Origin of the sequence: Streptomyces sp. NPDC002463 (assembly GCF_042889835.1) — a bacterium.
In the GTDB taxonomy this organism is placed as follows: domain Bacteria; phylum Actinomycetota; class Actinomycetes; order Streptomycetales; family Streptomycetaceae; genus Streptomyces; species Streptomyces nymphaeiformis.
The window spans coordinates 21,106-43,949 of the sequence record NZ_JBIARL010000003.1 but is presented as its reverse complement, the minus strand read 5'-3'; the positions used below and the strand labels follow the sequence as shown (position 1 = coordinate 43,949).

Annotated in this window: 18 protein-coding genes; 10 read left to right on the top strand and 8 right to left on the bottom strand. The window is 72.0% G+C overall.

The features are described from left to right. Nucleotides 1-62 precede the first annotated feature (62 nt). The 3 genes from ACFYX3_RS08210 to ACFYX3_RS08200 form a co-directional block, all read right to left on the bottom strand. A complete protein-coding gene (locus ACFYX3_RS08210; protein WP_389009593.1) occupies nt 63-869 on the bottom strand; it encodes an FAD:protein FMN transferase in 807 nt (268 codons plus the stop codon). Beyond that, the gene (locus tag ACFYX3_RS08205; RefSeq protein ID WP_389009590.1) at nt 862-1,284 is read right to left on the bottom strand and encodes an FMN-binding protein; all 423 of its coding nucleotides are present in this window, start codon (nt 1,282-1,284) and stop codon (nt 862-864) included. The genes ACFYX3_RS08210 and ACFYX3_RS08205 overlap by 8 nt, the downstream gene beginning before the upstream one ends. Before the next feature lie 67 nt (nt 1,285-1,351). After that, nucleotides 1,352-2,719 carry a ferric reductase-like transmembrane domain-containing protein gene (locus ACFYX3_RS08200; RefSeq protein WP_389009587.1) on the bottom strand — a complete coding sequence of 456 codons (1,368 nt, stop codon included), beginning with the start codon at nt 2,717-2,719 and terminating at the stop codon, nt 1,352-1,354. Between the two features lie 232 nt (nt 2,720-2,951). Here ACFYX3_RS08200 and ACFYX3_RS08195 point away from each other — a divergent pair, with 232 nt between their 5' ends. From ACFYX3_RS08195 to ACFYX3_RS08180, 4 genes are read left to right on the top strand one after another with little or no spacing between them, the layout of a single operon-like run. Then, nucleotides 2,952-3,689, top strand: coding sequence for a response regulator transcription factor (locus ACFYX3_RS08195; protein WP_376591176.1), 738 nt, complete (start codon nt 2,952-2,954; stop codon nt 3,687-3,689). Further along, complete coding sequence (locus ACFYX3_RS08190; RefSeq protein WP_389009584.1) at nt 3,686-5,227, top strand: sensor histidine kinase; 1,542 nt, start codon at nt 3,686-3,688, stop codon at nt 5,225-5,227. Before ACFYX3_RS08195 ends, ACFYX3_RS08190 begins: the two co-directional genes overlap by 4 nt. After that, complete coding sequence (locus tag ACFYX3_RS08185) at nt 5,199-6,716, top strand: AAA family ATPase (protein WP_389009581.1); 1,518 nt, start codon at nt 5,199-5,201, stop codon at nt 6,714-6,716. Before ACFYX3_RS08190 ends, ACFYX3_RS08185 begins: the two co-directional genes overlap by 29 nt. Further along, nucleotides 6,713-8,161: an amidase gene (locus ACFYX3_RS08180; protein ID WP_389009579.1), complete on the top strand. Its 1,449-nt coding sequence runs from the start codon at nt 6,713-6,715 to the stop codon at nt 8,159-8,161. Before ACFYX3_RS08185 ends, ACFYX3_RS08180 begins: the two co-directional genes overlap by 4 nt. A gap of 12 nt (nt 8,162-8,173) precedes the next feature. Here the strand turns inward: ACFYX3_RS08180 and ACFYX3_RS08175 are convergent, their stop codons facing one another. Both ACFYX3_RS08175 and ACFYX3_RS08170 read right to left on the bottom strand, forming a co-directional pair. Next, nucleotides 8,174-8,839 (bottom strand): nitroreductase, encoded by a 666-nt coding sequence (locus ACFYX3_RS08175; protein WP_389009576.1) that lies wholly within the window; start codon nt 8,837-8,839, stop codon nt 8,174-8,176. Nucleotides 8,840-9,164: 325 nt separating this feature from the next. Beyond that, nucleotides 9,165-9,356: a hypothetical protein gene (locus tag ACFYX3_RS08170; protein WP_389009573.1), complete on the bottom strand. Its 192-nt coding sequence runs from the start codon at nt 9,354-9,356 to the stop codon at nt 9,165-9,167. A gap of 363 nt (nt 9,357-9,719) precedes the next feature. On the opposite strand from ACFYX3_RS08170, the gene ACFYX3_RS08165 reads away from it, so the two are divergent. The 5 genes from ACFYX3_RS08165 (at nt 9,720) to ACFYX3_RS08145 (ending at nt 14,972) form a co-directional block, all read left to right on the top strand. Beyond that, nucleotides 9,720-11,045: a DUF5685 family protein gene (locus tag ACFYX3_RS08165; protein WP_389009570.1), complete on the top strand. Its 1,326-nt coding sequence runs from the start codon at nt 9,720-9,722 to the stop codon at nt 11,043-11,045. Nucleotides 11,046-11,356: 311 nt separating this feature from the next. Beyond that, a complete protein-coding gene (locus tag ACFYX3_RS08160; protein ID WP_389009567.1) occupies nt 11,357-11,995 on the top strand; it encodes a hypothetical protein in 639 nt (212 codons plus the stop codon). A 111-nt stretch (nt 11,996-12,106) separates the two neighbouring features. Further along, nucleotides 12,107-12,331: a ferredoxin gene (locus tag ACFYX3_RS08155; protein ID WP_382654280.1), complete on the top strand. Its 225-nt coding sequence runs from the start codon at nt 12,107-12,109 to the stop codon at nt 12,329-12,331. Further along, nucleotides 12,321-13,712 (top strand): NAD(P)/FAD-dependent oxidoreductase, encoded by a 1,392-nt coding sequence (locus tag ACFYX3_RS08150; protein WP_389009564.1) that lies wholly within the window; start codon nt 12,321-12,323, stop codon nt 13,710-13,712. The genes ACFYX3_RS08155 and ACFYX3_RS08150 overlap by 11 nt, the downstream gene beginning before the upstream one ends. Before the next feature lie 24 nt (nt 13,713-13,736). After that, complete coding sequence (locus ACFYX3_RS08145) at nt 13,737-14,972, top strand: cytochrome P450 (RefSeq protein ID WP_389009561.1); 1,236 nt, start codon at nt 13,737-13,739, stop codon at nt 14,970-14,972. A gap of 7 nt (nt 14,973-14,979) precedes the next feature. Here ACFYX3_RS08145 and ACFYX3_RS08140 read toward each other — a convergent pair whose 3' ends face one another. The 3 genes from ACFYX3_RS08140 to ACFYX3_RS08130 all read right to left on the bottom strand — a co-directional run bounded on the left by ACFYX3_RS08140 (nt 14,980) and on the right by ACFYX3_RS08130 (nt 19,338). Further along, the gene (locus ACFYX3_RS08140; protein ID WP_389009558.1) at nt 14,980-15,750 is read right to left on the bottom strand and encodes a hypothetical protein; all 771 of its coding nucleotides are present in this window, start codon (nt 15,748-15,750) and stop codon (nt 14,980-14,982) included. Nucleotides 15,751-15,917: 167 nt separating this feature from the next. After that, the gene (locus ACFYX3_RS08135) at nt 15,918-18,302 is read right to left on the bottom strand and encodes a hypothetical protein (protein ID WP_389009555.1); all 2,385 of its coding nucleotides are present in this window, start codon (nt 18,300-18,302) and stop codon (nt 15,918-15,920) included. Beyond that, nucleotides 18,226-19,338 carry a patatin-like phospholipase family protein gene (locus tag ACFYX3_RS08130; protein ID WP_389009552.1) on the bottom strand — a complete coding sequence of 371 codons (1,113 nt, stop codon included), beginning with the start codon at nt 19,336-19,338 and terminating at the stop codon, nt 18,226-18,228. The genes ACFYX3_RS08135 and ACFYX3_RS08130 overlap by 77 nt, the downstream gene beginning before the upstream one ends. 239 nt (nt 19,339-19,577) lie before the next feature. Here ACFYX3_RS08130 and ACFYX3_RS08125 point away from each other — a divergent pair, with 239 nt between their 5' ends. Then, nucleotides 19,578-22,541 (top strand): carbohydrate binding domain-containing protein, encoded by a 2,964-nt coding sequence (locus ACFYX3_RS08125; protein ID WP_389009549.1) that lies wholly within the window; start codon nt 19,578-19,580, stop codon nt 22,539-22,541. Nucleotides 22,542-22,844: the final 303 nt, after the last annotated feature.

The following is a 22,844-nucleotide window of genomic DNA, read 5'->3' as shown; positions in this document are numbered from 1 at the left end:
CGGTCAGGCGGTCGATTCTCCCCGGCCTCTCCTCCGGCGCAGTCCGTCGAGGACGTGACGGCCTACGCGGCGTGGGCGGGCAAACCGCGCTCCACGGAAGCGAAGGGGAAGTCGACGGACGCCCGCGCCTCGCCGTCCGCGGCGACGGTGAGCAGGGCGTACCCCGGCTGGGAAGCGATCCAGCGATGGGCCTCGCCGGCTCCCAGGACCATCGCCGCCGTCGCGTGGACATCGGCCCACAGCAGTTCCGGGCCCGTCACGGTCGCCGCCAGCAGTCCGGTGGCCGGGGCCCGGGTGCGAGGGTCGACGATGTGCGCGCCACGCTCGGTCGTCCCCGAGGTGGCGACCGCGTGGTCCCGTCCGGCCACCACCGCGAGCAGCCGCCCCGGCCGCCGGGGATCGGCGATCCCGGTGCGCCAGACACCCGCGGGTCCCGGCGCGCCGCCGACCCGTACGTCCCCGCCCGCGTTCACGCACGCGTCGGTGGCGCCCGCCTCCCGCAGCACCCGCCAGGCCCGCTCGGCGGCCCAGCCCTTCACCAGACCGCACGGATCCGGCCGGCCGTCCGCCCAGGCGTCGAAGGCACCCCGGGTACGGCTGTGCGCCCGTTCGCACAGCTCCAGTACCCGGCGAACCTCCGGCGGGGCGTCGGCCCGGCCCAGCTCGCCGCGCCGCAGCCGGCTGACGGCGCTGTCCGGCAGGAACGGGGAGTACACCCGGTCGGCCTCGTGCAGCAGCGCCACCGCGTCCGCCAGTGCGGCCCGCAACACGGGCGTCGGCCGGTGGCGGAGGGTGAACGAGACGACGGTGCCCATCACCGGTTCGGCGTGCCGCCACGGAACCCCGCCCACCCCGGCCCGGTCACCCATGAGCCTGGTCCAGCGCGCTCTGCAGGGACCGGATGTAGCCCTCGCTGGTGTAGGTGGCCCCCGACACCGTGTCGATCTGCGCGCTCTGCGCGGTCAGTGTCTCGCTGGTGAGCATCGGCACCGCGTAGCCGGCGATCTCCCGGTCGCGTTCGTTCTCCGACGGGGTCCTGACCGCCACGGCCTCGGTGATCCGCCCGCCGCTGAGCGTGACACGCACCTGCACCGGCCCGTACCGGGTGTCGATGGAGTCCCCGGTGTACGTGCCGGAGACCGGGCCCCCGGAGCTCGTACCGGAGGATCCGGGTCCGGTCGGGGCGACGGCGACCGGCGGGACGGCCGGATGGTGCGGTTTCAGGGAGAGCAGCGAGCAGATCCCGGCCGCGGTCACGGCGACGGAGAGCAGCGTACGGCGCATCGGATTCCCCTTCGGGGTCGGTCGGCGGAACGGGCGTCGGCAGCGGCGGGCCGGTCGGACGGCGCGCTCAGAGGGCGAAGGACTCGTGGTGGATCCGGTGGGCGGGCACGCCCGCCGCGCGCAGCGCCGCCTGCGCCGCCGAGGTCCAGTCGGGCGGGCCGCACAGGTAGCAGACCCGCCGTGCGACGTCCGGCACGAGACCGCGCAGCGTTTCTGCGTCCAACGCCAGCCGGTAGCCGGCCGGGTGGCTCACGGAGTAGTACACGCGCGCGCCGCGCCGGGCCGCGACGGTGTCGATCTCGTGTCTCAGCACCAGATCCTCGGGCCGCCGGGCCCAGTGGATCAGCACCGGATCCTCCGGCAGCGTCTCGAACAGCACCCGCAGCGGGGTGATGCCCACCCCGGCCGCAAGCAGCAGCGCGGGCCGGCCCGCGCTCCGGTCCGCGGTGAGTGCCCCGTACGGTCCCTCCGCCCACACCCGGGTCCCGGGACGCAGCGCGGCGAGGGCCGCGCTGTGGCCGCCCAGTGCCTTCACCGTGATCCGCAGGCTCCGCCCGTCGGGCACGGCGGACACCGAGTACGGCGACGCGGTCCACCACAGCCCAGGGGACAGGAACCGCCAGCGGAAGAACTGGCCGGGCCGGACGGTGAGCTCGTCCATGCGCTCGCCGGTGACGAGCACCGACACCACGTCGGGGGCCTCACGCCGGACGGCCGCGACCCGCAGCCGGTGCCGCCGTGACAGCCGCAGCGGCGTCAGCATCCGGAACCACACGATCAGCGCCGCAGCCCCCACGTACAGCACGTACCAGGCGATCCGCGCCGCCGGCCGGTCGAAGTCCGCGCCGTTCGTGAGCTGGTGACCGAAGGCGAGGAAGACCGCCGCGTACGTGAGGAGATGCAGGTAGTACCAGGTCTCGTGACCGAGCCGGCGCCGGGCGGCGCGCGCCGAGACCACCGCCGTCACCAGCAGGAGCAGCAGCCCGGCGGTCGCCTTGAGCATGTCCGGGTAGTGCAGGACCACCCGGACGCCCTCGGTGACCGGGTCCGTCCGGCCGGTGAGCGCGTAGCCCTCGACGATCAGCACCGCGTGGGCCAGCGTCAGCCCGATCGTGTAGCGGCCCGCCGCCGCGTGCCAGCGGGCCAGCCGGTCGGTGCCCACCGTGCGGTCCAGCAGCGGCACCCGTGCCATGAGGATCACCAGCACCGCGCAGGCGTACCCCGCGAGCAGACCGGTGATCCGGCCCGCCCCGGTGAACCAGCCGGCCGGACCCACCACCGAGACCGTGTCCACCCACCACAGGCCGAGCACCGTCGCGGCCCCGGTCCAGATCAGAGCCTGGACCGCGACCATCACGGCGATCCCCGATCCGGCGGTCCGACCGACGCGATGCCGGCCGCCCGGCCGCACGGTCCGCGCGACTTCCGTGCTCATGAGCTGCCTCGCCTTCGGTCCCGTGACGCCCGGCACGTCGCCGGGTCCCGCCCACTGTGGTCCGCGATCCTGTGAGAAGCCTCTGAACCGGGCCCCGCGCGCGCCCGACGGCCCGCTCCGGACCCGCGCCGGGCCGGACGGCGCACGGGCGGGCGACGACGACCCGTTCAGAGGAAACTCAGAGGCGGGTGCGGATCTCCGGTCCGGTGCCGTCCGGCATCCTGGAAGGACCATGAACCCATCGCCGCGCACCGAGGTGCGCCGCCCCGACGGCACCCGGCCCCGGGTGCTGGTCGTCGACGACGAGCAGGACCTCACCGAAGTGCTGGCCGCGGCCCTGCGCGCCGAGGGCTGGGAAGTGCGCACCGCGGGCACGGCCGCCGAGGCCGACGCGGTCGCAGGGGACTTCGGCCCCGACGCGGTCGTCCTCGACTGGATGCTGCCGGACCACGACGGCCCGCACGTGCTGGCCCGGCTGCGCGCGGCCCGCCCCGACGTGTGCGTCCTCTTCCTCACCGCGCGGGACGCCGTCGAGGACCGGATCGCCGGCATCACCGCCGGCGCCGACGACTACGTCACCAAGCCGTTCAGCCTCGAAGAGGTACTGGCCCGGCTCCGGGGACTGCTGCGCCGGGCCGGGCTCGCCCCGGTCGCGCAGGGCAACGGACCGCGTCTGGCCGTCGCCGACCTGGTCATGGACGAGGAGGGTTACGAGGTCACCCGCGGCGGCGTCCCCGTCGACCTCTCCCGTACCGAGTTCGAGCTGCTGCGCTACCTCCTGCGCAATCCGCGCCGCGTCCTGTCCAAGGGGCAGATCCTGGAGCACGTCTGGCGCTACGACTTCGGCGGGCGCGCCCACGTCGTCGAGCTGTACATCAGCTATCTCCGCAAGAAGATCGACGCCGGCCGCTCCCCGCTCATCCACACCGTGCGCGGCGTCGGCTACGTGCTGCGCCCCGAGCGCCGATGACCCCACAGAGCCCGTCGCACCCGTCACGCGCCCGGTCGTGGCGTGTCCGCGCGCCACGTATCCGGCCCCGACTGCCGCACTCCCTGCGCGCCCGGCTCACCGCCGGACTCGTCGTGATCCTCGCCCTCGGCAGCGTGATCGTCGGCCTGGTCACCGTGATCGCGCTCCGCGGCTTCCTGGTCAGCCGCCTCGACCAGCAGATCGAGGCGAGCGGCGGCCGGTTCGCGGTCAGCCTCGAACACGAGGACCGGCCCGACGCGGACAACCGCGGCGACACCCGGGGCCAGGCCGACGGAACCCTCGGCGCCCGGCTGCTGGGCGGCCGGGTCGAACAGGCCGCCGTGGTGCGCGGCGCCGGCTATGCCACGGTGCCGCTGACCGCCGAGGACGCGCGGGCGCTCGCCGCGGTGCCCCCGGACGCCCGGCCCCGCACCCTGCGCCTCGCCCACCTCGGCTCGTACCGCGTCGCGGCCTGGACGGGCGACGACGGGGACGTCCTGCTGACGGGACTGCCCCTGCACCCCGTCGAGGAGACGCTGCACCGGCTCGCGGCCGTGGAGACCGTCGTGTTCGCGGTCGTCCTCACCGCGGCCGGGGTGACGGCCGCCGCCTGGACCCGGTTCTCCCTGCGCCCGCTCGAACGACTGGCCGCGACCGCCGACGAGGTGACCCGGCTCCCGCTCGCCACGGGGCAGGTCGCCATGCCGACGCCGCTGCCCGGCACCGAGCCGGAGTCCGAGGTCGGCCGGCTGACCGGAACGTTCAACCGGATGCTCGGCCATGTCGGCGACGCCCTGGACCGCCGCCACGTGGTCGAGGAACGGCTGCGCACCTTCGCCGCCGACGCCGGGCACGAACTGCGCACCCCCGTGGCCACGGTGCGGGCCCGCGCCGAACTCGTCCTGCGCAGCCACGGCGACACCCTGCCCGACGACGTCAGGCACGCCCTGGAACGCATCGACGCCGAGTCCCGCCGCATGAGCCTCCTGGTGGACGAACTCCTGCTGCTCGCCCGGCTGGACGCGGGCCGCAGCCTGCGCCGGGACGACGTGGACCTGACCCGTGTGGTTCTCGACACCGTGGCGGACGCGACCGCCCGGCACCCCGGGCACCACTGGGAGCTGGACCTTCCCGAGGAACCCGTCCACGTCACCGGTGACGACGACCGCCTTCACCAGGTCCTGACCAACCTCCTCGCGAACGCCGGCCGGCACACCCGAGCCGGCACCCGGGTCTCCGTCGCCCTCGCCGCCGAGGCCGAAGGCGTCACCCTCGCGGTCACGGACGACGGCCCGGGCATTCCCCCGGACCTGCTGCCCGGCGTCTTCCACCGGTTCACCAGAGGTGACTCCTCGCGCTCCCGCGCGACCGGCTCGACCGGGCTCGGCCTCGCCATCGTGGACGCCGTGATCCGCGCCCACGGCGGCCGGGCGACGGTCGCCAGCCGACCCGGCCACACCCGCTTCACCCTGCGGCTGCCGGCGCGGCGTGAAGACGACCGCGCGTACGGTGACGACGACGGCGAACCACTGGTCTGAGTACCCGTATGACTGCCTCGCCACCGTGGCGGTCGCCGAGCGCGCGGCCGGCCGCCCGGCGTGCGGAACCGATCGGGCACCGCGCACCACCACGGACGTGAACACCGCGCCCGGGCAGGCGTGGAGCCCGGCCGCCCGAGGGCAGCACGTGGCGAACCCCGCCCGGTGGGACAATGCCGGAGTGGGCCCGCACGACGAGTCGCTCCTCGTAGGCCGGGCCGCGCTGCTGACGTCTCTGCGCCGTCAGGTGGACACAGCCACCGTCGGCCAGGGCGGGCTGGTGCTGCTGGCCGGGGAGCCGGGCATCGGGAAGACGGCGCTCGCCGCCGAAGTCCTGGGGTACGCACGAAGCCTCGGGGCGGCGGTGGCATGGGGCAGCTGCGAGGACGGGGGAACCGCGCCCGGTCTGTGGCCCTGGCAGCAGATCCTCCGCTCGGTCACCGGACGACCGGAGCCGCTCGGCGACGGCGACGGCACGCCGGCGCGGGGTGGTGCGGAGGACTCCCGGCCGGCACTGTTCGAAGGGGTCGCGGAGCGCCTGCTGGACGCAGGCAGGCCGCTGGTCGCGGTGCTGGACGATCTGCAGTGGGCGGACACCGCGTCGGTGCTGCTGCTCGGCCACCTGGGTCGGCGCGCCAGGCACGAGCCACTGCTCCTGCTCGGGACCTACCGTGACGTCGAGCTTGCGTCCGATCACCCGCTGCTCTCCTTGCCGGACGCGGATGTCGTCGTGCTCGGCGGTCTGCCGCTAGCTGACGTGGCCGTGCTCCTGGACCGGTGGGGCGAGCAGACCGGAGCGGAGACGGCCGCCGCCGTGCAGCGCCGCACCGGGGGCAACCCGTTCTTCGTGCAACAGATCGCCCGGCTGCGTGCCGCGGGCGGGGACGGCGGAGCGGTCCCGGTCGCGGTCGGACAGACGGTGGCCCGCCGCCTGGCCCGGTTGCCGGACCGGACGGCCCGCCTGCTGGGCACCGCCCCGCTGATCGTCCTCGGCGACCGGCTCGGCCTCTTCCGCACCCTCGCCGGCGCGGGCCCCCTGACCTCGGCGGAACTCGCCGCCCGTACGAGTCTGGTCGAGCGGTACGTCCGCGAGTGGCTGCGCGGCGTCGCCGTCGCCGGATACCTCGATCACGACGCCGCCACGGACCGCTTCACCCTCACCGACGCATACGCCGCCGTCCTCGCGGACGACGTGATCGGTGTGTTCCCGGGCCTCCAGGCGCTGTGGGCGGACCTCGACCACGTCGAGGAGTTCTTCCGGACCGGCGGCGGGACGGGCGGGGGCGACCACCACCCCGCACTCGGCGCCGCGCAGGAGCGCTTCACCCGCCCCGTGTACCTCCGCGGCCTGATCGCCGAGTGGATACCGGCCGTCGACGGCATCGTCCCGAAGCTCGAGGCCGGTGCCACCGTCGCCGGCCTCACCCGCGTCCGGCGCATCGCCCAGGACAGCGCCCCGCTCGACATCATCCTGGAGGCACGGCCATGACCACCCTCGCCACCACCGACATCGAGCGCATCACCGCTCTCGACGCCACCGGCCAGGCCGAACTGGTCCGCAGCGGCCGACTGAGCGCCGAGGAGCTCGTCACCTCCGCGATCACCCGCATCGAACGCCTCAACCCCCGCCTCAACGCCGTGATCACGCCCACCTTCGACCGCGCCCTCGACCAGGTCCGCGCAGGGCTCCCCGACGGACCCTTCACCGGCGTCCCGTACCTGCTCAAGGACCTCGCCACCGAGCAGGCCGGCGTGCGCTTCACCGAAGGTTCGGCCTTCCTCCGGGACCACGTCTCGCACCACGACCAGGAACTCGTCCGGCGGCTGCGCGCCGCCGGGCTCGTCCTGCTCGGCAAGACGAACACCCCCGAGTTCGGCATGGCCCCCACCTGCGAACCACTGCTGCACGGTCCCACCCGCAACCCCTGGGATCCGACCCGCACGACCGGGGGCTCCTCAGGCGGCTCGGCGGCGGCGGTCGCCGCTCGCATGGTCCCCGCCGCGCACGCCAACGACGCGGGCGGCTCGATCCGCTTCCCCGCCTCCTGCTGCGGCCTGTTCGGCCTCAAGCCCACCCGCGCCCGAGTCCCGCTCGGCCCCGCCTACGGCGACGCCTTCGGCGGCTGGGCCGCCGAACACGCCGTCACCCGCACCGTTCGGGATTCGGCGGCCCTCCTGGACGCCGTCTCGGGCCCGGAACCCGGAGACCCGTACCCCGCTCCGCCGGCGCCCGGTCCCTTCCGCCTGGAGACGGAACGGGACCCGGGACGCCTACGGATCGCCTACAGCCTCCGTACCAGCGGCGGCCACCCCGTCCACCCCGATTGCGCGGCCGCGCTGCGGGACGCCGTCCAGCTGTGTGCGGACCTCGGCCACGACCTCGTCGAACAGGACCTGCCGGTCCTCGCCGACGAGGTGGGCGAGGCCATCGGCACCGTGTTCGGCGCCGCGATGGCATGGATCGTCGGCTACTGGGTCCACGAACTGGACCGTGAGCCAGGGCCGCAGGAGCTGGAGCCGTACACCCGTGCCTACTGGGAGCACGGCCGGCGGGTCACCGGAGGCGACTACCTGCCGGCCGTCACCACCCTGCAGGCGTTCGCCCGCACCGTCGCCGGTTTCCTCGCCCGGTACGACGCCTGCCTCACCCCGACCCTCGCCCAACCACCGCTTCCTCTGGGCGAGATGACCTCCACCGAGGAAGACCCCTGGCGCACCGCGCGCAACAGCGCACCCCTCATCGCCTTCCCCGCCGTCGTCGCCGACCTCACCGGCGCCCCGGCCATGTCCGTCCCGCTCCACCGTTCACCGGCAGGGCTGCCCATCGGCGTCCACTTCCTCGGCCGCTACGGCGACGAGTCCACACCGTTCCGGTTGGCCGGCCAGCTCGAACGCGCCCGCCCCTGGTCCCGACAGACGCCGGGCATCCACTGACCCTGCCTGCGGTCACCCTCCGATGAAGCGCACTGTTTCTGCCAGGTCCGCTCGCCCCGTACGCAGAGGTGGCACGCCCTCCTTCTCGTATCCGACGGCGACACCGCAGAACAGCGCGAGTCCATCGCCTGCTCCGACTGTTTGGGCGACGGTCTCGCGATACATCGTCCACATCACCTGGGGGCAGCTGTGCAGCCCTTCCGCCCGTAGCAGCAGCATGACGGTCTGCAGGTACATTCCCGCGTCTCCCCATTGTCCGGGCCCCATCGCGCGGTCGAGGTAGCAGAACAGGACGACCGGTGCCCCGAACGCCTCCGAGTTCAAGGTGGCGATCTTCCTGGGCCGCTCGGGGTCGTCGCGCTCGATTCCCAGCGCTGTGTATCGCTGGGCGGCTGCGGTGGAGAAGCGGTCCGGATACGGCGAGGTCAGGTCGGCCGGGTACATCGGGTACTCCCGCTCGTCACCCGGGTCTTCGGCCAGTGCTCTGGCCGTCGCGCGCCGCTTCAGTCCGGCCAAGGGCTCGCCGGTCACGACGTACACGTGCCATGGCTGGAGGTTCCCGCTCGACGGAGCTCGTGCAGCCGCGGCCAGCACTCGTTCGAGCATCTCCCTGGGAACCGGCTCGTCGCTGAATGCCCGCACGGCCCGGCGACTGTCCACGGCCTCGTACACATCCACGCCTTCTCGCCCTCTCGCCCGACAACAAGCCATCCGCACCCACCGTATGCAGCGGTCGGTGCCGGTCGTCACCGCCCGGCACCGGAGCATGGGGCGCGATCGACAGCTCGACGCCGGCGAGCAGCCCCGGCCACCGGCGCCCTCACAACTGCCCAGGCCGGGCGGTCGGATGAGCACCGTGCCCGGGGGTGGTCGCACTTTGTGCTCGACACGGGAGAAACCTCCCGCGTGCCGTCGTCCCGACGGTCTGAACCGCCGCCGGGGCCCGGCTGTTGCGAGCTCAACCGGGACGGATGTTCTTCCTGGGGTGGAAGACATTGTCGGGTCAGTACGTGGCCTCGACCTCGGCCAGTCGCCGGTAGATGCGGTCGCCGTACGCTTCGCGGACGCGGCCGGCGTAGGGACTCCAGCGCGCGCTCGCCGTCGGCGCCTTGCTCGGGGGCCGGCGGTGCCGGTCGCACTCCTCCGGTTCCGCCACAGCTCGTTGCGCCGAGGACCAGGACGCGGACGGCACCATGACGAACCAGAGTACCCCCAAGCCTGCGCAGCGGCCCGGAGGTCTGCGGGGGGCGTGTCATCCTCGGCACGGCCATAGCTGAGGACCGAGCGGACCGGTGTCCGTCGTCGACGGCCCTTGCGACGGGCCCGGGCCGCGTCCGGCCTCCGCGGACACCTCGCGGAACGGACCCGTCTAGGATGACGACCGCGTTGACGGCGCATGCGGTTGGTGTCACGGGCGGTCGTGCCAGGTGTAGGTCCTTCGCGTCCGAGCCGTCCGACCGGATGCGTCCGGGTAGTCGTACTACGGGGGAGATCTTCGGTGTTCGGAATCATCAGGCCGTGCCGTCATCGGCTGGGCGAGGGCTTGCGTACCGAGTGGATGGCGCACCTTTGCGGGCTGTGCCTGGCACTGCGCGGCGAGTACGGACAGGCCGCGAGGGTGGCCACCAACTACGACGGCCTGATCGTCTCGGTACTGACCGAAGCACAGTCGGAGCGAACCGGCGACTGGCGGCGAGGGGCCGGTCCGTGCCCGTTGCGCGGGATGCGGTCGGCGGACGTGGCGCAGGGCGAGGGCGCGCGGCTGGCGGCGACGGTGTCGCTGGTGCTCGCCGCTGCGAAGATACGTGACCATGTGGCCGACGGTGACGGCCTGTTGGGACGCCGCCCGGTGGCGCTGGCGGCACGCCGGATCGCCGACGGCTGGGACCGTGCGGGTGCCGCAGGCGGCGAACGGCTCGGCTTCGACACCTCGGTGCTGCTCACGGCGGTCGAGCGCCAGCCGCAGATCGAGCGCTCGACCGGCCGAGGCGACTCGCTGCTGACGGTCACGGAGCCCACGGAGACGGCGACCGCCGCCGCCTTCGCGTACACCGCCGTACTCACGGACCGCCCGGAGAACGCGGCACCGCTGGCGGAAGCCGGTCGTCTGTTCGGTCGACTGGCGCATCTGCTGGACGCGGTGGAGGACCTGGACGCGGATCAGGCGTCGGGTGCGTGGAACCCGATCACCGTGACCGGTGCGGACCGCGCCGAGGTGCGCAGGCTCTGCGACGACGCCGTTCACGGAATCCGACTCTCCCTGTCCGACGCCGTGTTCGTCGACGGGCGGCTGGTACGGACGCTTCTGGGCGGCGAGTTGGAGCGCGCTGTCGACCGGGTCTTCGACCCCCGGCATCGCCACCATCGTCACAGTCGCCGGTCACGGGACGTGCGAACGCTTCCGTGGCTGGGTCGCCGTACGGCGACGGCGGAACCCTCGGAGACCGGCCCGGGCACGGCTTGCGGCGTCGGCGTGCTCGCGGGTGCGGCCCTGGAGGGTGCGCCGACGGCATCGGGCCGGCCGCCGGAGGGGGAGTGCCGACGGTGCCGCCGGCAGCGCCGACTGTGTGGCGACTGCAGGCTGTGCTACGACTGCTGCCGCTGCGACGACGACACGGATTCGGGTGATGGAGAGCCCTGGCAGTTCGGCGACGGCAACCGCGACGGCGGTTCGAGCCGGGATTCTTCCGACAGGGGCGGTTCCGGCAGGGATGGTTCCCAGGGTGACGGCTGGTTCGGCGGACACGGCGGCGGTCACTCGGGAGGTTCCTTCGGCGGTTCGGGCGGAGGCCACGGATCCGGTGGCTCCGGCGGGGGCTCGGGTGACGGCTGTGGCGGGGGCTGCTGCAACCCGTGCAAGTGCTGCTGCGACTGTTGCGACTGAGCGACGGATGAACCGTGCGGGGCCCCACGGGGACCGGGCGCGTCGGCAACGGCGCGCCCGGACGGTTGCGCACATCCCGTAGGTGCCTGACCGGAGGCGTCATCCTCGCCGGGCAGCACTGTGCCGCGGTGGGCATTCCCGGCCGGACTCGCGTCCCGGCAGCTCGGCGGCCTGCCGGGCGGCCGTCCCTCGCCGGCCCTGCCATGGCCTGTACGGCGCACCGAGCTCTTCCTCCCGGGTGATTCCAGTGGCGCGCGGCCCGCGGTCACGGGTGTCTGGACGACGGAAGCGCACGCAGAAAGCGGGAGAGCATGAAGCGGAGACTCAAGCGCCTCGCGACGCCCTGGGCCGCCGGGATGGCGGGAGTGGTGTTCGCGGTCCTGACGGCCACGGCGATCGTCCTGGTACGCACCGCCCTGCCGAGCGGCGCCGACGCGGCCGAAGCGACCTTGGAGCCGGGGCAGCGGAGCGCCGTGCGGACGGCGCTGGAGCTGATCCCGTTCGCCGGGATCGCCTTCCTGTGGTTCATGGGAGCCCTGCGCGAGCAGGGAGGCGAACGCGAGGAGAAGTTCGTCTCCACGGTGTTCCTCGGCAGCGGTCTGATCTTCGTCGCCACGCTGTTCGGCGCCGCGGCGGCGGCCTGGAGCGTGCTCGACGCGGGTGGGCAGGGCTCTTCCTTCGGTCGCGATGTCGCGTACGCCCTGCTGACCACCTATGCCATGCGGATGGCAGCGGTGTTCGTCCTCACGACCTCGACCATCGGCCGCCGGCTCGGCGTCCTTCCGCGCCCACTCGTCGCCATCGGCTATCTGGCCGGCCTGACGCTGCTCGTGGTGGGAGCGAGCGTGCCCTGGTCGGAGCTGGTCTTCCCCGCCTGGGTGGCGGTTCTCAGCCTGAACTTGCTGTGGGGCCGCCGTTCCGACGCGTCAGGGCCCGTCGCCTCGACCTGATCGGGGCCGCACGCTCACTCGATCGGTCCGCTCCTCATGGCTGTGGCCCTCCCGGCCGACGAGAGTGGGCGCAGGGGGCCGACCAGGCCATTGGAGAGGACCGATCACGTGGTGAGCATCGCCGTCGATCTGAACCGCTGCCAGGGGTACGCGCAGTGCGCGTTCCTCGCTCCCGAGATCTTCACCATGCACGGCGACGAGGCGCTCCTGTACAACCCTGATGCCGATGACGCGCTGCGCGAGAAGCTGGCTCAGGCCGCCGCGGCCTGCCCCGTGCAGGCCATCCTCGTCGATGCCGTGGACGAGCCGACGGAGGTGGTGCCCGATGCTCGGTGACGGAGCCTTGGAACAGCTCAAACGCGAGGGCCGCATCGTCGTCGTCGGCGCCTCGCTGGCAGGCCTGAGGGCTGCCGAGACCCTGCGTGCCAAGGGCTTCGTGGGATCCCTGACCATGATCGGCGACGAGCCCTGCGAACCGTACGACCGGCCCCCGCTGTCCAAGGGGGTGCTGCTGGGCAGGGCGCGCGCCGACCGCACCGCGCTGCCCCGGCTCCGGTCCGTCGACGCCACCTGGCGGCTCGGCGTTCCCGCCACCGGCCTGGACATGGCCGCGAGGAAGGTGCGGCTGGCCGACGGCGACGAGGTGCCGTACGACCGGCTGCTGATCGCCACCGGTGTCCGGGCGCGACCGTGGCCGCGCGAGGAGGAGGCGGAACTCGACGGCGTCTTCGTGCTGCGGACCCGCGAAGAGGGCGCCGCGCTCGCGCGTCGGCTCGACGAGGGACCCAAACGGGTCCTCGTCATCGGCGGAGGGTTCGCCGGCTCGGAGGTCGCCTCCGCCTGCCGTGAACGCGGCCTCCCCGTCACCGTCGCCGAACGAGGCGCCGCGCCCCTGGTCGGAGCGCTCGGCGGGGTGGTCGCCGCGGTGGCCGCAGACCTCCAGCGCGAGCACGGTGTGGACCTGCGGTGCGGCGTCATGGTGACGGCTCTGGAGGGTGATGCCTCGGGACGGGTGCGTGCCGCGCATCTGTCCGACGGCTCCACCGTGGAGACCGACGTGGTGGTCGTCTCGCTCGGCGCCCTCCGCAATACCGAATGGCTGTCCGGTTCCGGGCTCGGGGCCGGGCCCCGCGGCATCGCCTGCGACGCCGGCTGCCGTGCCTTCGACATCCGTGGGATCGTCACCGACGACATCTACGCCGCGGGCGACGTCGCCCGCTGCCCCCATCCCTTGTTCGGGTACCAGTTCCTGTCGTTGGAGCACTGGGGCAACGCCGTCGCCCAGGCCGGGATCGCGGCGCACAACATGCTCAGCGAGAGCATCGACCGACTGCCGCACATGGACGTGCCGGCCTTCTGGTCCTCCCAGTTCGGCGTCAACATCAAGTCGGTCGGAGTGCCGTCGATGGCGACGGAGATCCTGATCTCGCAGGGCTCGCTGGACAGCCGCCGGTTCGTCGGCGTCTACGGATACCAGGGGCGTGTCATCGGCGCCGTCTCCTTCGACCACGGCCGGTGGCTGCCGTTCTACCAGGAACTCGTCGAGAGAACCGCGCCGTTCCCCCCGCAGTTCGCGACGGTCGACCGGCACCCGGACGGACTACGTCCGATGGACGCGGACTTCCCCGACCCGTCGGTCCCCAGCCACGGTCCCACCGTGACCCTCAGCGGATACTCACCGGCCGACCGCCGGATCACGTTCACCCCCGCGCACTGACCCGCACGGCCACAAGGACCTGCCATGACGCAAACCCTGCTGCACCAGATCCTGGACTACGCCAACCGGGCCGACCCGTACCCGATCTACGAAGAGCTGCGGAGGACACCGGTCCACCACGAGACCGACGGGCCGTACGTGATCAGCACCTACTACGAGATCCGCAGCCTTCTGCATGATCCCCGGATCAGTTCCGACGCCCGCAACCTGGCGTCCGGCGGCGCTGACCCGCTGGCCGATTCGGCCCCTGAAGAGAGCGCCCTGCCGCCGAGCTTCCTCCGGCTCGACCCGCCGGAGCACGACCGGCTGCGCCGTATGACGAACCGTCACTTCGGCCCGCCGCACTCCCCCCACCGGGTCGACGCAATGCGCCCGGAGCTGCACGACATCGTCGGCGGCCTCATCGACGGCCTCGCCGACCCGGACCGGATCGACCTGGTGGAGGAGTTCTCCTACCCGTTCCCGGTGACGGTGATCTGCAGGCTGCTCGGTATTCCGCGCGAGGACGAGGCACGCTTCCACACCTGGGCGGACACCCTCGCCGCCAGCCTGGACCCCGACCCGGACGCCGATCCCGCCGAGCGGGGCAAGGGCGCGGTCGAGGCCCGGATGCAGTTGGGCATGTACCTCGCCGGCCTGATCGAGGAGCGCCGCAAGAACCCCGGGGACGACATGCTGTCCCAGTTGGCGACGGCCGAGGGCCAGGACGGCCCGATGACCACGATGGAACTGCTCAGCACCGCGGCTCTGCTCCTGATCGCGGGGCATGAGACCACGGTCAACCTCATCACCAACGGAATGCTGACCCTGCTGCGCAATCCCGACGTCCTCCAGCGCCTGCGGACCGAGCCGCGCCTGGCCGTGCCCATCGTCGAGGAACTCCTGCGCTTCGAGCCGCCGGTGCAGCTGCTGCCAGGGCGCACCGCTCTCGCCGACGTCGAGGTCCGCGGCGTCACCATCCCCAAGGGCTCCACCCTCTGGCTGGTCCTGGCGTCCGGCAACCGCGACCCCCAGCGCTTCGAGAACCCCGACCGCTTCGACCCGGACCGCCCGGACGTCCAGCACCTCGGCCTGGGCAGCGGCATCCACAGCTGCTTCGGCGCACCGCTCGCCCGACTGGAGGCCCAACTCGCCCTGTCGGAGCTGGCCCGGAGACTGGAGAACCCACGCCTGCTGGAGGACCCGCCCCCGTACCGCCAGAACGCCGTACTACGCGGGCCGCGCCATCTGCGGATCGCGTGCGACGGGATCCGGCCCTAGGGCCTCCTCAGCTCGGGTAGGTGATCGAGCCCAGCGGTGGGCAGGGGACGAGCGTGGTGCCGGCGCCGGGGCGTTCGACGAAGGCCCGGGATTCGGCCGCTCGCAGGCGCCGAGAATCCAGCTCGTCGGCGTGCCGGGCGTCATGCCGGGCACGGGGGTAGTCCCACGTGTCGTCGATGAGACTGAGGCTGGTGTTGCCGGAACTTCGCTGGAACTCCGCCTTCATGACGGCCTGCTGGAGTGCGGTCTGCGTCGCGGCGAGATCGATGCGGGTGATCAGCACGCCGAGGGTGTTCGGTTCGCGGGTCGGCATGGGGGCCTGAGGGAGCAGCGACACCCCCGTGTCGAGGCGGCCGATGTTGTCGGCGCTCACTTGCTGGGCCTCCCTCGACATGATCTGCATTTCCTGGTGGAGCCAGAGGAATTCGTCGAGGTCGGCCGCGGTGATGCGCATCCGCTGGTACAGGGCTCGGAAGCGGGGATCGTCGTGCAGCGGACGTATGGGGTCGGCGTGGAGCGTCACACAGTCGTTGTAACCGGCCGTCACCGCGGCGTCGAGGTGGAAGATGGCCTGGTCCCTCTGTCCGTGTACGCAGGCCATGACGCCGAGGCTCACCTGGCCGGCGGCGACGAGCCACGTGCCGTCAGGGCCGAGCGCCGTGGCGCGCGCGATGACGTCGTGGAAGCCCGCGGTGCCCACCGCGATGGGACCATGGGTCAGAAGCGCCACCAGCTGTTCGTGAAAACGGGCGGCCAGTGAGTTGACGGTGTCGACCATGGATCTCCTCGGACCTCGGTGGTGAAGAGCGGGGGGCGAGTCTCTGGCAACCCCCGTGAACATGACGGGCGGACGGGGTGAGCGGTTCCTGTGACGGCCGGCGGCACGGTAGCCGCGCCATGCAGACCACCAGAACGACGGTTCCCGTGACTTCGCCGTGGCGGCGGTCACCGGCATCGGCCGACGCGTTCGGCGGCCAGGCAGATCCGGACGATCGTGACGCGGATCGTCGGGCCGCCGATGCCGCATTTGATGGCGTAGAAGAGGACGATGTTGGTCGAGGTGACGGCCAGCGCGTACACGTAGACGTCGTGGAGGAGTCCCAGGTAGAGCGCGGTGCCGATGGTCAGTACGGCCGTGGCGTAGAAGAGCGAGGTCGGCACCCACTGGGTGAACGAGGACAGACCCGTGATCTTGGTGTCGTCGCCGGGGACCGTGCTGAGGCCGAGCTGTCGTGAACGGACGATGACCGCGCGGACGTAGGCGAGGGTCAGCACGTTCGCGAGCAGGGTCAGGACCTGCCCGATCGCGGAGTTGATCGGCCACCAGCGGGGCTCGACCAGGGTGATCGCCAGCACGAGCAGACACGGCACGACGGCCATGATCCGCATGATCACCTCGGTCGCCAGGGCCAGCCGGGTCATCGAGCCGGCCCGCCAGCCGATGACGAGGGGCGTCAGGCCGGAGAACAGCATCTGGTAGTACTTCGGTGCGGCGATCGCGTAGGAGAGCCCGACCATCCGGGCCGGGAGGTTGGCCCGCCAGTCCGGCACCTCGTAATCCTCGCGCCGCCACGTGTCGATGATCGGGAGGCCCTCGGGGGTGTGACTGGCGTGCTGCACCAGCTCCACGAGCTTGTTCCCCCAGTCCAGGTCCAGGTCTCGCAGGAACCAGGTGACGACGACGGTGTTCGTCACCGCCCAGATCAGCGCCGAGAGGAGAGACCAGGCGAGGAGCCAGTCCGTGAACTGCCCGCGGTCGGACTCCGGGCGCTCGTCGAGCTGTCTCCGCATCCGCCACAGCCGCCACTCGCGGCCCGGGTCGCCGGCCAGCGGCCGCATCAGCTCGCGCAGGGCCCGCCACCCGGTCTCGACCCGCAGGTCGGACTCGCCCTGCTCGGCGGCCTGCACCATGTCGAGCTCCGCCAGGAAGCCGTCCTTCAGCCGCGCGTACGAGAGCGCGGGCCCGGCTCCGGCGGAGAAGATGAGCAGCCGCCGGCTCGGGTCGGCGTCGACCAGGTCCTCGACGAACCGCGCGAGCAGCGCGGCGCGCATGTAGAAGATGTCGGGTACGACGCCGTCGGCACTCGCCCGTCCGGTACCGAAGAGGATCAGCAGCTGCCCGAGCGAGTAGAGGTCGGCCCGGGCTATCTCGGTCTCGCCGGCCCTCACCTCCGGAGCGATGTAGGCGGCTTCGGCCCCTGCCGACCCGGTGACGGTGTGGGTGTACAGGTAGTTCCGGCCGAGGTCGATGAGCTTGAAGGCTCCGTCGGCCGCGGACACGATGATGTTGGAGGGTGCGAGGTCCGCGTGCACGCTCTTGAGCCGGCCGTGGACCGGGTCGTCGCGCGCGACGCGCTGGAGGTCCTCCAGGGCCTCGAAGAGCAGCAGCGCCTTCTCCCGGAGCCGGTCCAGGCGAAGGGAGGCGGCCTGGCCCGCGCCGGCCGCCTCCGGCCCCCACTCCTCGCGGACGAGCTCGGCGAGCGTCCTGCCCTCGATGAAGTCCATGAGGATCCAGCTGTCCCAGCTGGCCCAGACCCGCACCAGGTGCCGTGACCCGGTGCTCGACGTGCCGTACGTCTCCGCGTAACTGCGGGTGGCCTGCGCGAGGGTCCCGATCCGGGTGAACGGGTAGAGGATCAGTTTGAGGGCGAACTCCGGGCGGGTCCCGTGCACGGCGTCCGCCGTGGCACCGCGAAGGATCATCGAGGTGCTGCCGTGTCGATGGAACCCCAGCTTGCGCTGCATGGCGTCCCATTCGCGCCGGGCGGGTTCCACGGTCTCGGCCGCGCCGCGCCCGGCGGGCCGCCGCTGCGGGCTGTAGACGTCGGCGATGACCTCCGCGACCGCGACCTCGGCCACGAGCACACCGCAGACGCCGTCGCAGTCATGGGTCAGCGCCCGGCCGCTCCGGCCGGTGACGGCCCCCGGCTGCGGGAGCGAGCGCTGCGCCTCGGATTCGGCGAGGCCGAGCAGGGTCAGCAGGAACAGGCTGACGAACCCGAACAGCTCGTCCGGGCCCGCCGGGCGTACGCCGTTCGGGTCTCGGTATCCGAGGCACCAGGCTTCGAGGTGCGCGATCGTGGCCCGCCTGCCCGTGAGCCCGAAGCGGTCCTCGAACGACCGCTCGTCGAGAGGGATGTCCTGCAGCAGGCGTCGCCACAGTTCGAGCCGGCGGGTCCGCTGCCGGGCGGCTTCCGGCCGGCCGTCGGAGGGCAGCTCGAGCAGCTCCTGCAACCGTGCCAGGTGCCCCTCGTCATATCCCGTCAGATCGGACAGTGCTGCGAGCAGCAGATCCAGCGTCGCGCCCCGGTGCTCCATTCGCGCTGTCAACCACCCTCAGTCTCGGCATGGCACGGATTCCGCCCCGGCGCATCAGCTCGGCAGGTCTTCCCTCGGTGGCGCAGAACGCGATTCCGTAGGCCATCCGCGCGTGGTGGAGAAGCCGGCCCTGGTTCAGTTCGTGCCGCTTGAGCTCGGGCATCCAGGGAAGCGGCGCCAGATCGAGGACGTACGGCGCGCCGGCTGCGGGAGCCGTTCTCATCCGGCGGAGCCAGTCCTGGTCGCGGTGCTTCTGACGGATCGCCGCGAGATAGCCGGCGCCGAGGCCGCGGCGCATCCGTTCCAGATGCAGAAAGGTGTAGCGGTGCATCAGGTTGAGCCCGGCGCCGGGCGGTCCCATCGGCCGGGTACTGAGCGACAGGACGTGTGTACAGCCGTCCCCGACGGCGAGCCGGAAGGGCAGGGCGGTGAGGACGCCGCCGTCGACGGCGCGTCTCCCGTCGGGCGTGGCGAAGGTGCCGGGGACGGCGATGGGGAGCCAGGCGGAGGCGCGCAACGCGGCCTTGAGGTCGTGCCGGGAGCCGAACTCCCGCAGCACCACGGTCCGCAGGGCGTCGACGTCGGTGATCGGGACGGCCAGGGCGATCGGCGAGCGGAGGACGGCCTCGTAGTCCAGGGGCTTGACCCGCTCCATGATGTGGTCGAAGGAGTAGGCCAGGTTCAGGATCGGTTGCCCGCGCAGGGCCCGGGAGAAGTCGACGAACTGCTTGTTCGTCAGGTCGTCGTAGTAGATCGACAGCGGGTACCAGGTCTCGCCCGCGAGGAAGTAGGCACCGTTGATCCCTCCGGCGGAGCACCCGTAGACCACGTCGAAGGCGTTCTTGAAGCCGTAGTCCTCCAGCTGGGACAGCATCGCCGCGGAGATCACCCCGCGCATGCCGCCGCCCTCGACGGCGAGGGCGACGGTCGCACCGTCCGTGCGCTGCCCCGGTAAGCTCCCGGACTCCCGGCGGGCGCGCAGGATCTCCAGGACGGGATGCGCGGGATCCCAGTACGCGTGCGTGCTCTCGACTGCGCCGGTCTGCATGGTCCCCCCGTGCGATCAGGTCCCTGATCTTCCGTCACCACACCGCACAACCCTGTTCCCCTGCCTGCTCGGGCCAAACGCTCGGGGCGCAGCGTGTCCAGAACATCCCCCGGGTTTTCGCGGGTCTTGGCGCGATCTCTTTACGACCAGATCAACCGCGGGTAACTTCCAGCCATCGCAAAACCTTTCAGCAAGTTTCCGACTCTTCTTGCTCATTGAACTCCTCGAGGAAGTCCCCCATGAGACGAAGTCCCACGCGACGGCTGCTCCGGCCGCTGGCCGCCGTCGCCGTCGCCGGCACGCTGCTGAGCCTGACACCGGCCACCGCGCCGACCGCCGAGGCCGCCGTGACGGCCGGGAACACCGCGACCGTCTTCTACTTCACGAAGACCAGGAACTGGGCGCAGTACAACCTCCACTACGCACCCGACGGCGGCGCCTGGACCGCGGTCCCGGGCGTCGCGATGGAGGCCGCCTGCACCGACTGGGTCAAGCAGACCGTCGACCTCGGCTCCGCGAGCGGTCTGCAGGCCACCTTCAACAACGGCAGCGGCACCTGGGACAACAACGGCGGCGCGAACTACGCGCTCGGCACGGGGACCGTCACCGTCAAGGACGGCGTGGTCGCCCACTCCGACCCCTGCGCGGACACCGGCACCCCCGCGCCGAACTCCGCCACCGTGTACTACTCGACCGAGGCGCTCGGCTGGTCGACCGCGAACATCCACTATGCGCCCGCCGGCGGCTCCTGGACGACCGTCCCGGGCGTCGGCATGCAGGCCGCCTGCGCCGGCTGGTGGAAGCAGACCATCGGCCTCGGCTCGGCCACGTCCCTCAAGGCCGCGTTCAACAACGGCAACGGCACCTGGGACAACAACAACGGCGCCGACTACACCATCCCCACCGGCACCAGCACCGTGAAGAACCGGACGGTCACGGCGAACGCCCAGGACCCCTGCGCGGCCGCACCCCCCGACACGCAGGCACCGACCGCCCCCACCGGGCTCACCGCGCGGGCCGACGGCGTGTCCGTCGTCCTGAGCTGGCAGCCGTCCACCGACGACCGGGCCGTCACCGGCTACCAGGTGACCCGCACCGGTGGCAGCGGCGGCAGTGTCGTCACCAGCGTCGGCTCGACCGTGCTCACCGACACCGGGCTGGCCGAGAACACCGCGTACACCTACACCGTGCGGGCCGTCGACGCGGCCGGAAACGTCTCCGCCGCCTCGGCGTCCGCGCAGGCCACCACCGGTGTGAAGCCGGCCGACCCGGCGTCCGGCAGTCCGCTCGGCACCGACCCGCGCAAGGATCCGATCTACTTCGTCCTCACCGCCCGCTTCTACGACGGCGACGCCACGAACAACCGGGGCGGCAGCCAGCACGTGAAGTCCGGCAACGCGGCCCAGGGCGACCCCATGTTCCGCGGCGACTTCAAGGGCCTGGTCGAGAAGCTCGACTACATCAAGGCGCTGGGCTTCTCGGCCGTGTGGATCACCCCGGTGGTACTGAACCGCTCGGACTACGACTACCACGGCTACCACGGCTGGGACTTCTACAAGGTCGACCCGCGCCTGGAGTCCGCCGGTGCCTCCTACCAGGACCTCATCGACGCGGCCCACGCCAAGGGCATGAAGATCTACCAGGACGTGGTCTACAACCACTCCTCCCGCTGGGGCGCCAAGGGCCTGTTCACCCCGACCGTCTACGGCGTCCGCGACGCCCAGTGGAGCTGGTACTACGACGAGAGACAGCCCGGCTTCGAGTACGACGGGCTGACCGTCGACCCGAAGACCGGCAAGTCGTACTACAACGGCGACCTGTGGTCCACGGCAGAGCCCGCCGGCAACACCTGCCTCAACTGGGGCAAGCCGACGGGCGGGAAGAGCGCCGAGGGGTACACGCTCTACAACTGCCAGTGGCCTTCCCCCACCTCCGGGATGTTCCCGAAGGAGCTCTACCACCAGTGCTGGATCGGCAACTGGGAGGGCGAGGACGCCCGTTCCTGCTGGCTGCACGAGGACCTGGCGGACTTCAACACCGAGAACGCGACCGTGCAGAACTATCTGATCGGCGCCTACGACAAGTACATCGACATGGGCGTCGACGGCTTCCGCGTGGACACCGCCGTGCACATCCCCCGCACCACCTGGAACCGCCGCTTCCTGCCCGCGATCCAGGAGCGGGTCGCCCGGCGCCACGGCGCCGAGGCGGCGCAGAACTTCTTCGTCTTCGGCGAGGTCGCCGCCTTCGTCAACGACAAGTGGAACCGCGGCTCGGTCAACCACTCCGCGCAGTTCTTCACGTGGAAGGAGCGCAAGGAGTACGACGCCGACGATGCCAAGGCGAGCCTGGAGATGTACGCGTACGAGCAGGGGCTCGGCCCGGCCGGGCAGCCCACCAGCACCAACGCGTTCCTGCAGGGCAACAGCTACCACGCGCCCGACCACTCGCGGTTCTCCGGCATGAACATCATCGACATGCGCATGCACATGAACTTCGGCGACGCGCAGAACGCCTTCTCCAACGGCAAGGACTCCGACGACAGCGTCAACGACGCCACGTACAACGTCGTCTACGTCGACAGCCACGACTACGGCCCCAACAAGAGCAGCGAGCGCTACGCGGGCGGCACCGACGCGTGGGCCGAGAACATGTCCCTGATGTGGACCTTCCGTGGCATCCCGACCCTCTACTACGGCTCCGAGATCGAGTTCCAGGCCGGGAAGAAGATCGACTGCGGGCCCACCTGCCCGCTCGCCACGACCGGCCGTGCCTACTACGGCGACCACCTCGCCGGAAGCGTGACGGCGGCCGACTTCTCGAAGGTCGCCTCCGCGAGCGGCGCGGTCGCCACCACCCTGGACCAGCCCCTGGTCAAGCACCTCCAGCGGCTCAACCAGATCCGCCGGGCGGTCCCCGCCCTGCAGATGGGCCAGTACTCCACCGAGGGCATCAGCGGCGGCATGGCCTTCAAGCGCCGCTACACCGCGGCCGGGACCGACAGCTTCGCGCTGGTCACGGTCAGCGGGGGCGCCACCTACACCGGGATCCCCAACGGGACGTACGTGGACGCCGTCACCGGCGACGTCCGGACCGTCACGAACGGCAGCCTGACGGTCGCCGCGCCCGGCAAGGGCAATCTCCGGGTGTACGTGCTCGGCGGCACCGGCAAGGTCGGTGCCGACGGCCCCTACCTCAGATAGCGGCAGGCCCCGGTCGCCGGAGCAGCCCCGGAAGAGGATCCCCTGGGGCTGCTCCGGCGCCGTGTCGAACAGGACCGTGGACCGGCCGTGCCACCGGTCCACGGGCGGCTCGTCCACGTCCGGCAGGTCCTCACGGGTGGGCCTGCGGGTGCCGCTGAGCCGGTCAGTGCATCGACGGCCCGGTGCGGTGGGAGTGCCTGGAAGTCACACCGCACAACCCTTCTCGCACCGGCCGGTGCGGCCAGTGGGCTCCTGCCGGGCGAAAGCCCAGGTAAGGCGCCCTTATGAGCACCGACTGGTCAT

What these genes read in the sequence shown, in the direction of transcription:
- ACFYX3_RS08210 (WP_389009593.1), bottom strand. Translation starts at nt 869, where the DNA reads ATGGGTGACCGGGCCGGGGTGGGCGGGGTTCCGTGGCGGCACGCCGAA.
- ACFYX3_RS08205 (WP_389009590.1), bottom strand. Translation starts at nt 1,284, where the DNA reads ATGCGCCGTACGCTGCTCTCCGTCGCCGTGACCGCGGCCGGGATCTGC.
- ACFYX3_RS08200 (WP_389009587.1), bottom strand. Translation starts at nt 2,719, where the DNA reads ATGAGCACGGAAGTCGCGCGGACCGTGCGGCCGGGCGGCCGGCATCGC.
- ACFYX3_RS08195 (WP_376591176.1), top strand. Translation starts at nt 2,952, where the DNA reads ATGAACCCATCGCCGCGCACCGAGGTGCGCCGCCCCGACGGCACCCGG.
- ACFYX3_RS08190 (WP_389009584.1), top strand. Translation starts at nt 3,686, where the DNA reads ATGACCCCACAGAGCCCGTCGCACCCGTCACGCGCCCGGTCGTGGCGT.
- ACFYX3_RS08180 (WP_389009579.1), top strand. Translation starts at nt 6,713, where the DNA reads ATGACCACCCTCGCCACCACCGACATCGAGCGCATCACCGCTCTCGAC.
- ACFYX3_RS08170 (WP_389009573.1), bottom strand. Translation starts at nt 9,356, where the DNA reads ATGGTGCCGTCCGCGTCCTGGTCCTCGGCGCAACGAGCTGTGGCGGAA.
- ACFYX3_RS08165 (WP_389009570.1), top strand. Translation starts at nt 9,720, where the DNA reads ATGGCGCACCTTTGCGGGCTGTGCCTGGCACTGCGCGGCGAGTACGGA.
- ACFYX3_RS08160 (WP_389009567.1), top strand. Translation starts at nt 11,357, where the DNA reads ATGAAGCGGAGACTCAAGCGCCTCGCGACGCCCTGGGCCGCCGGGATG.
- ACFYX3_RS08150 (WP_389009564.1), top strand. Translation starts at nt 12,321, where the DNA reads ATGCTCGGTGACGGAGCCTTGGAACAGCTCAAACGCGAGGGCCGCATC.
- ACFYX3_RS08145 (WP_389009561.1), top strand. Translation starts at nt 13,737, where the DNA reads ATGACGCAAACCCTGCTGCACCAGATCCTGGACTACGCCAACCGGGCC.
- ACFYX3_RS08140 (WP_389009558.1), bottom strand. Translation starts at nt 15,750, where the DNA reads ATGGTCGACACCGTCAACTCACTGGCCGCCCGTTTTCACGAACAGCTG.
- ACFYX3_RS08130 (WP_389009552.1), bottom strand. Translation starts at nt 19,338, where the DNA reads ATGCAGACCGGCGCAGTCGAGAGCACGCACGCGTACTGGGATCCCGCG.
- ACFYX3_RS08125 (WP_389009549.1), top strand. Translation starts at nt 19,578, where the DNA reads ATGAGACGAAGTCCCACGCGACGGCTGCTCCGGCCGCTGGCCGCCGTC.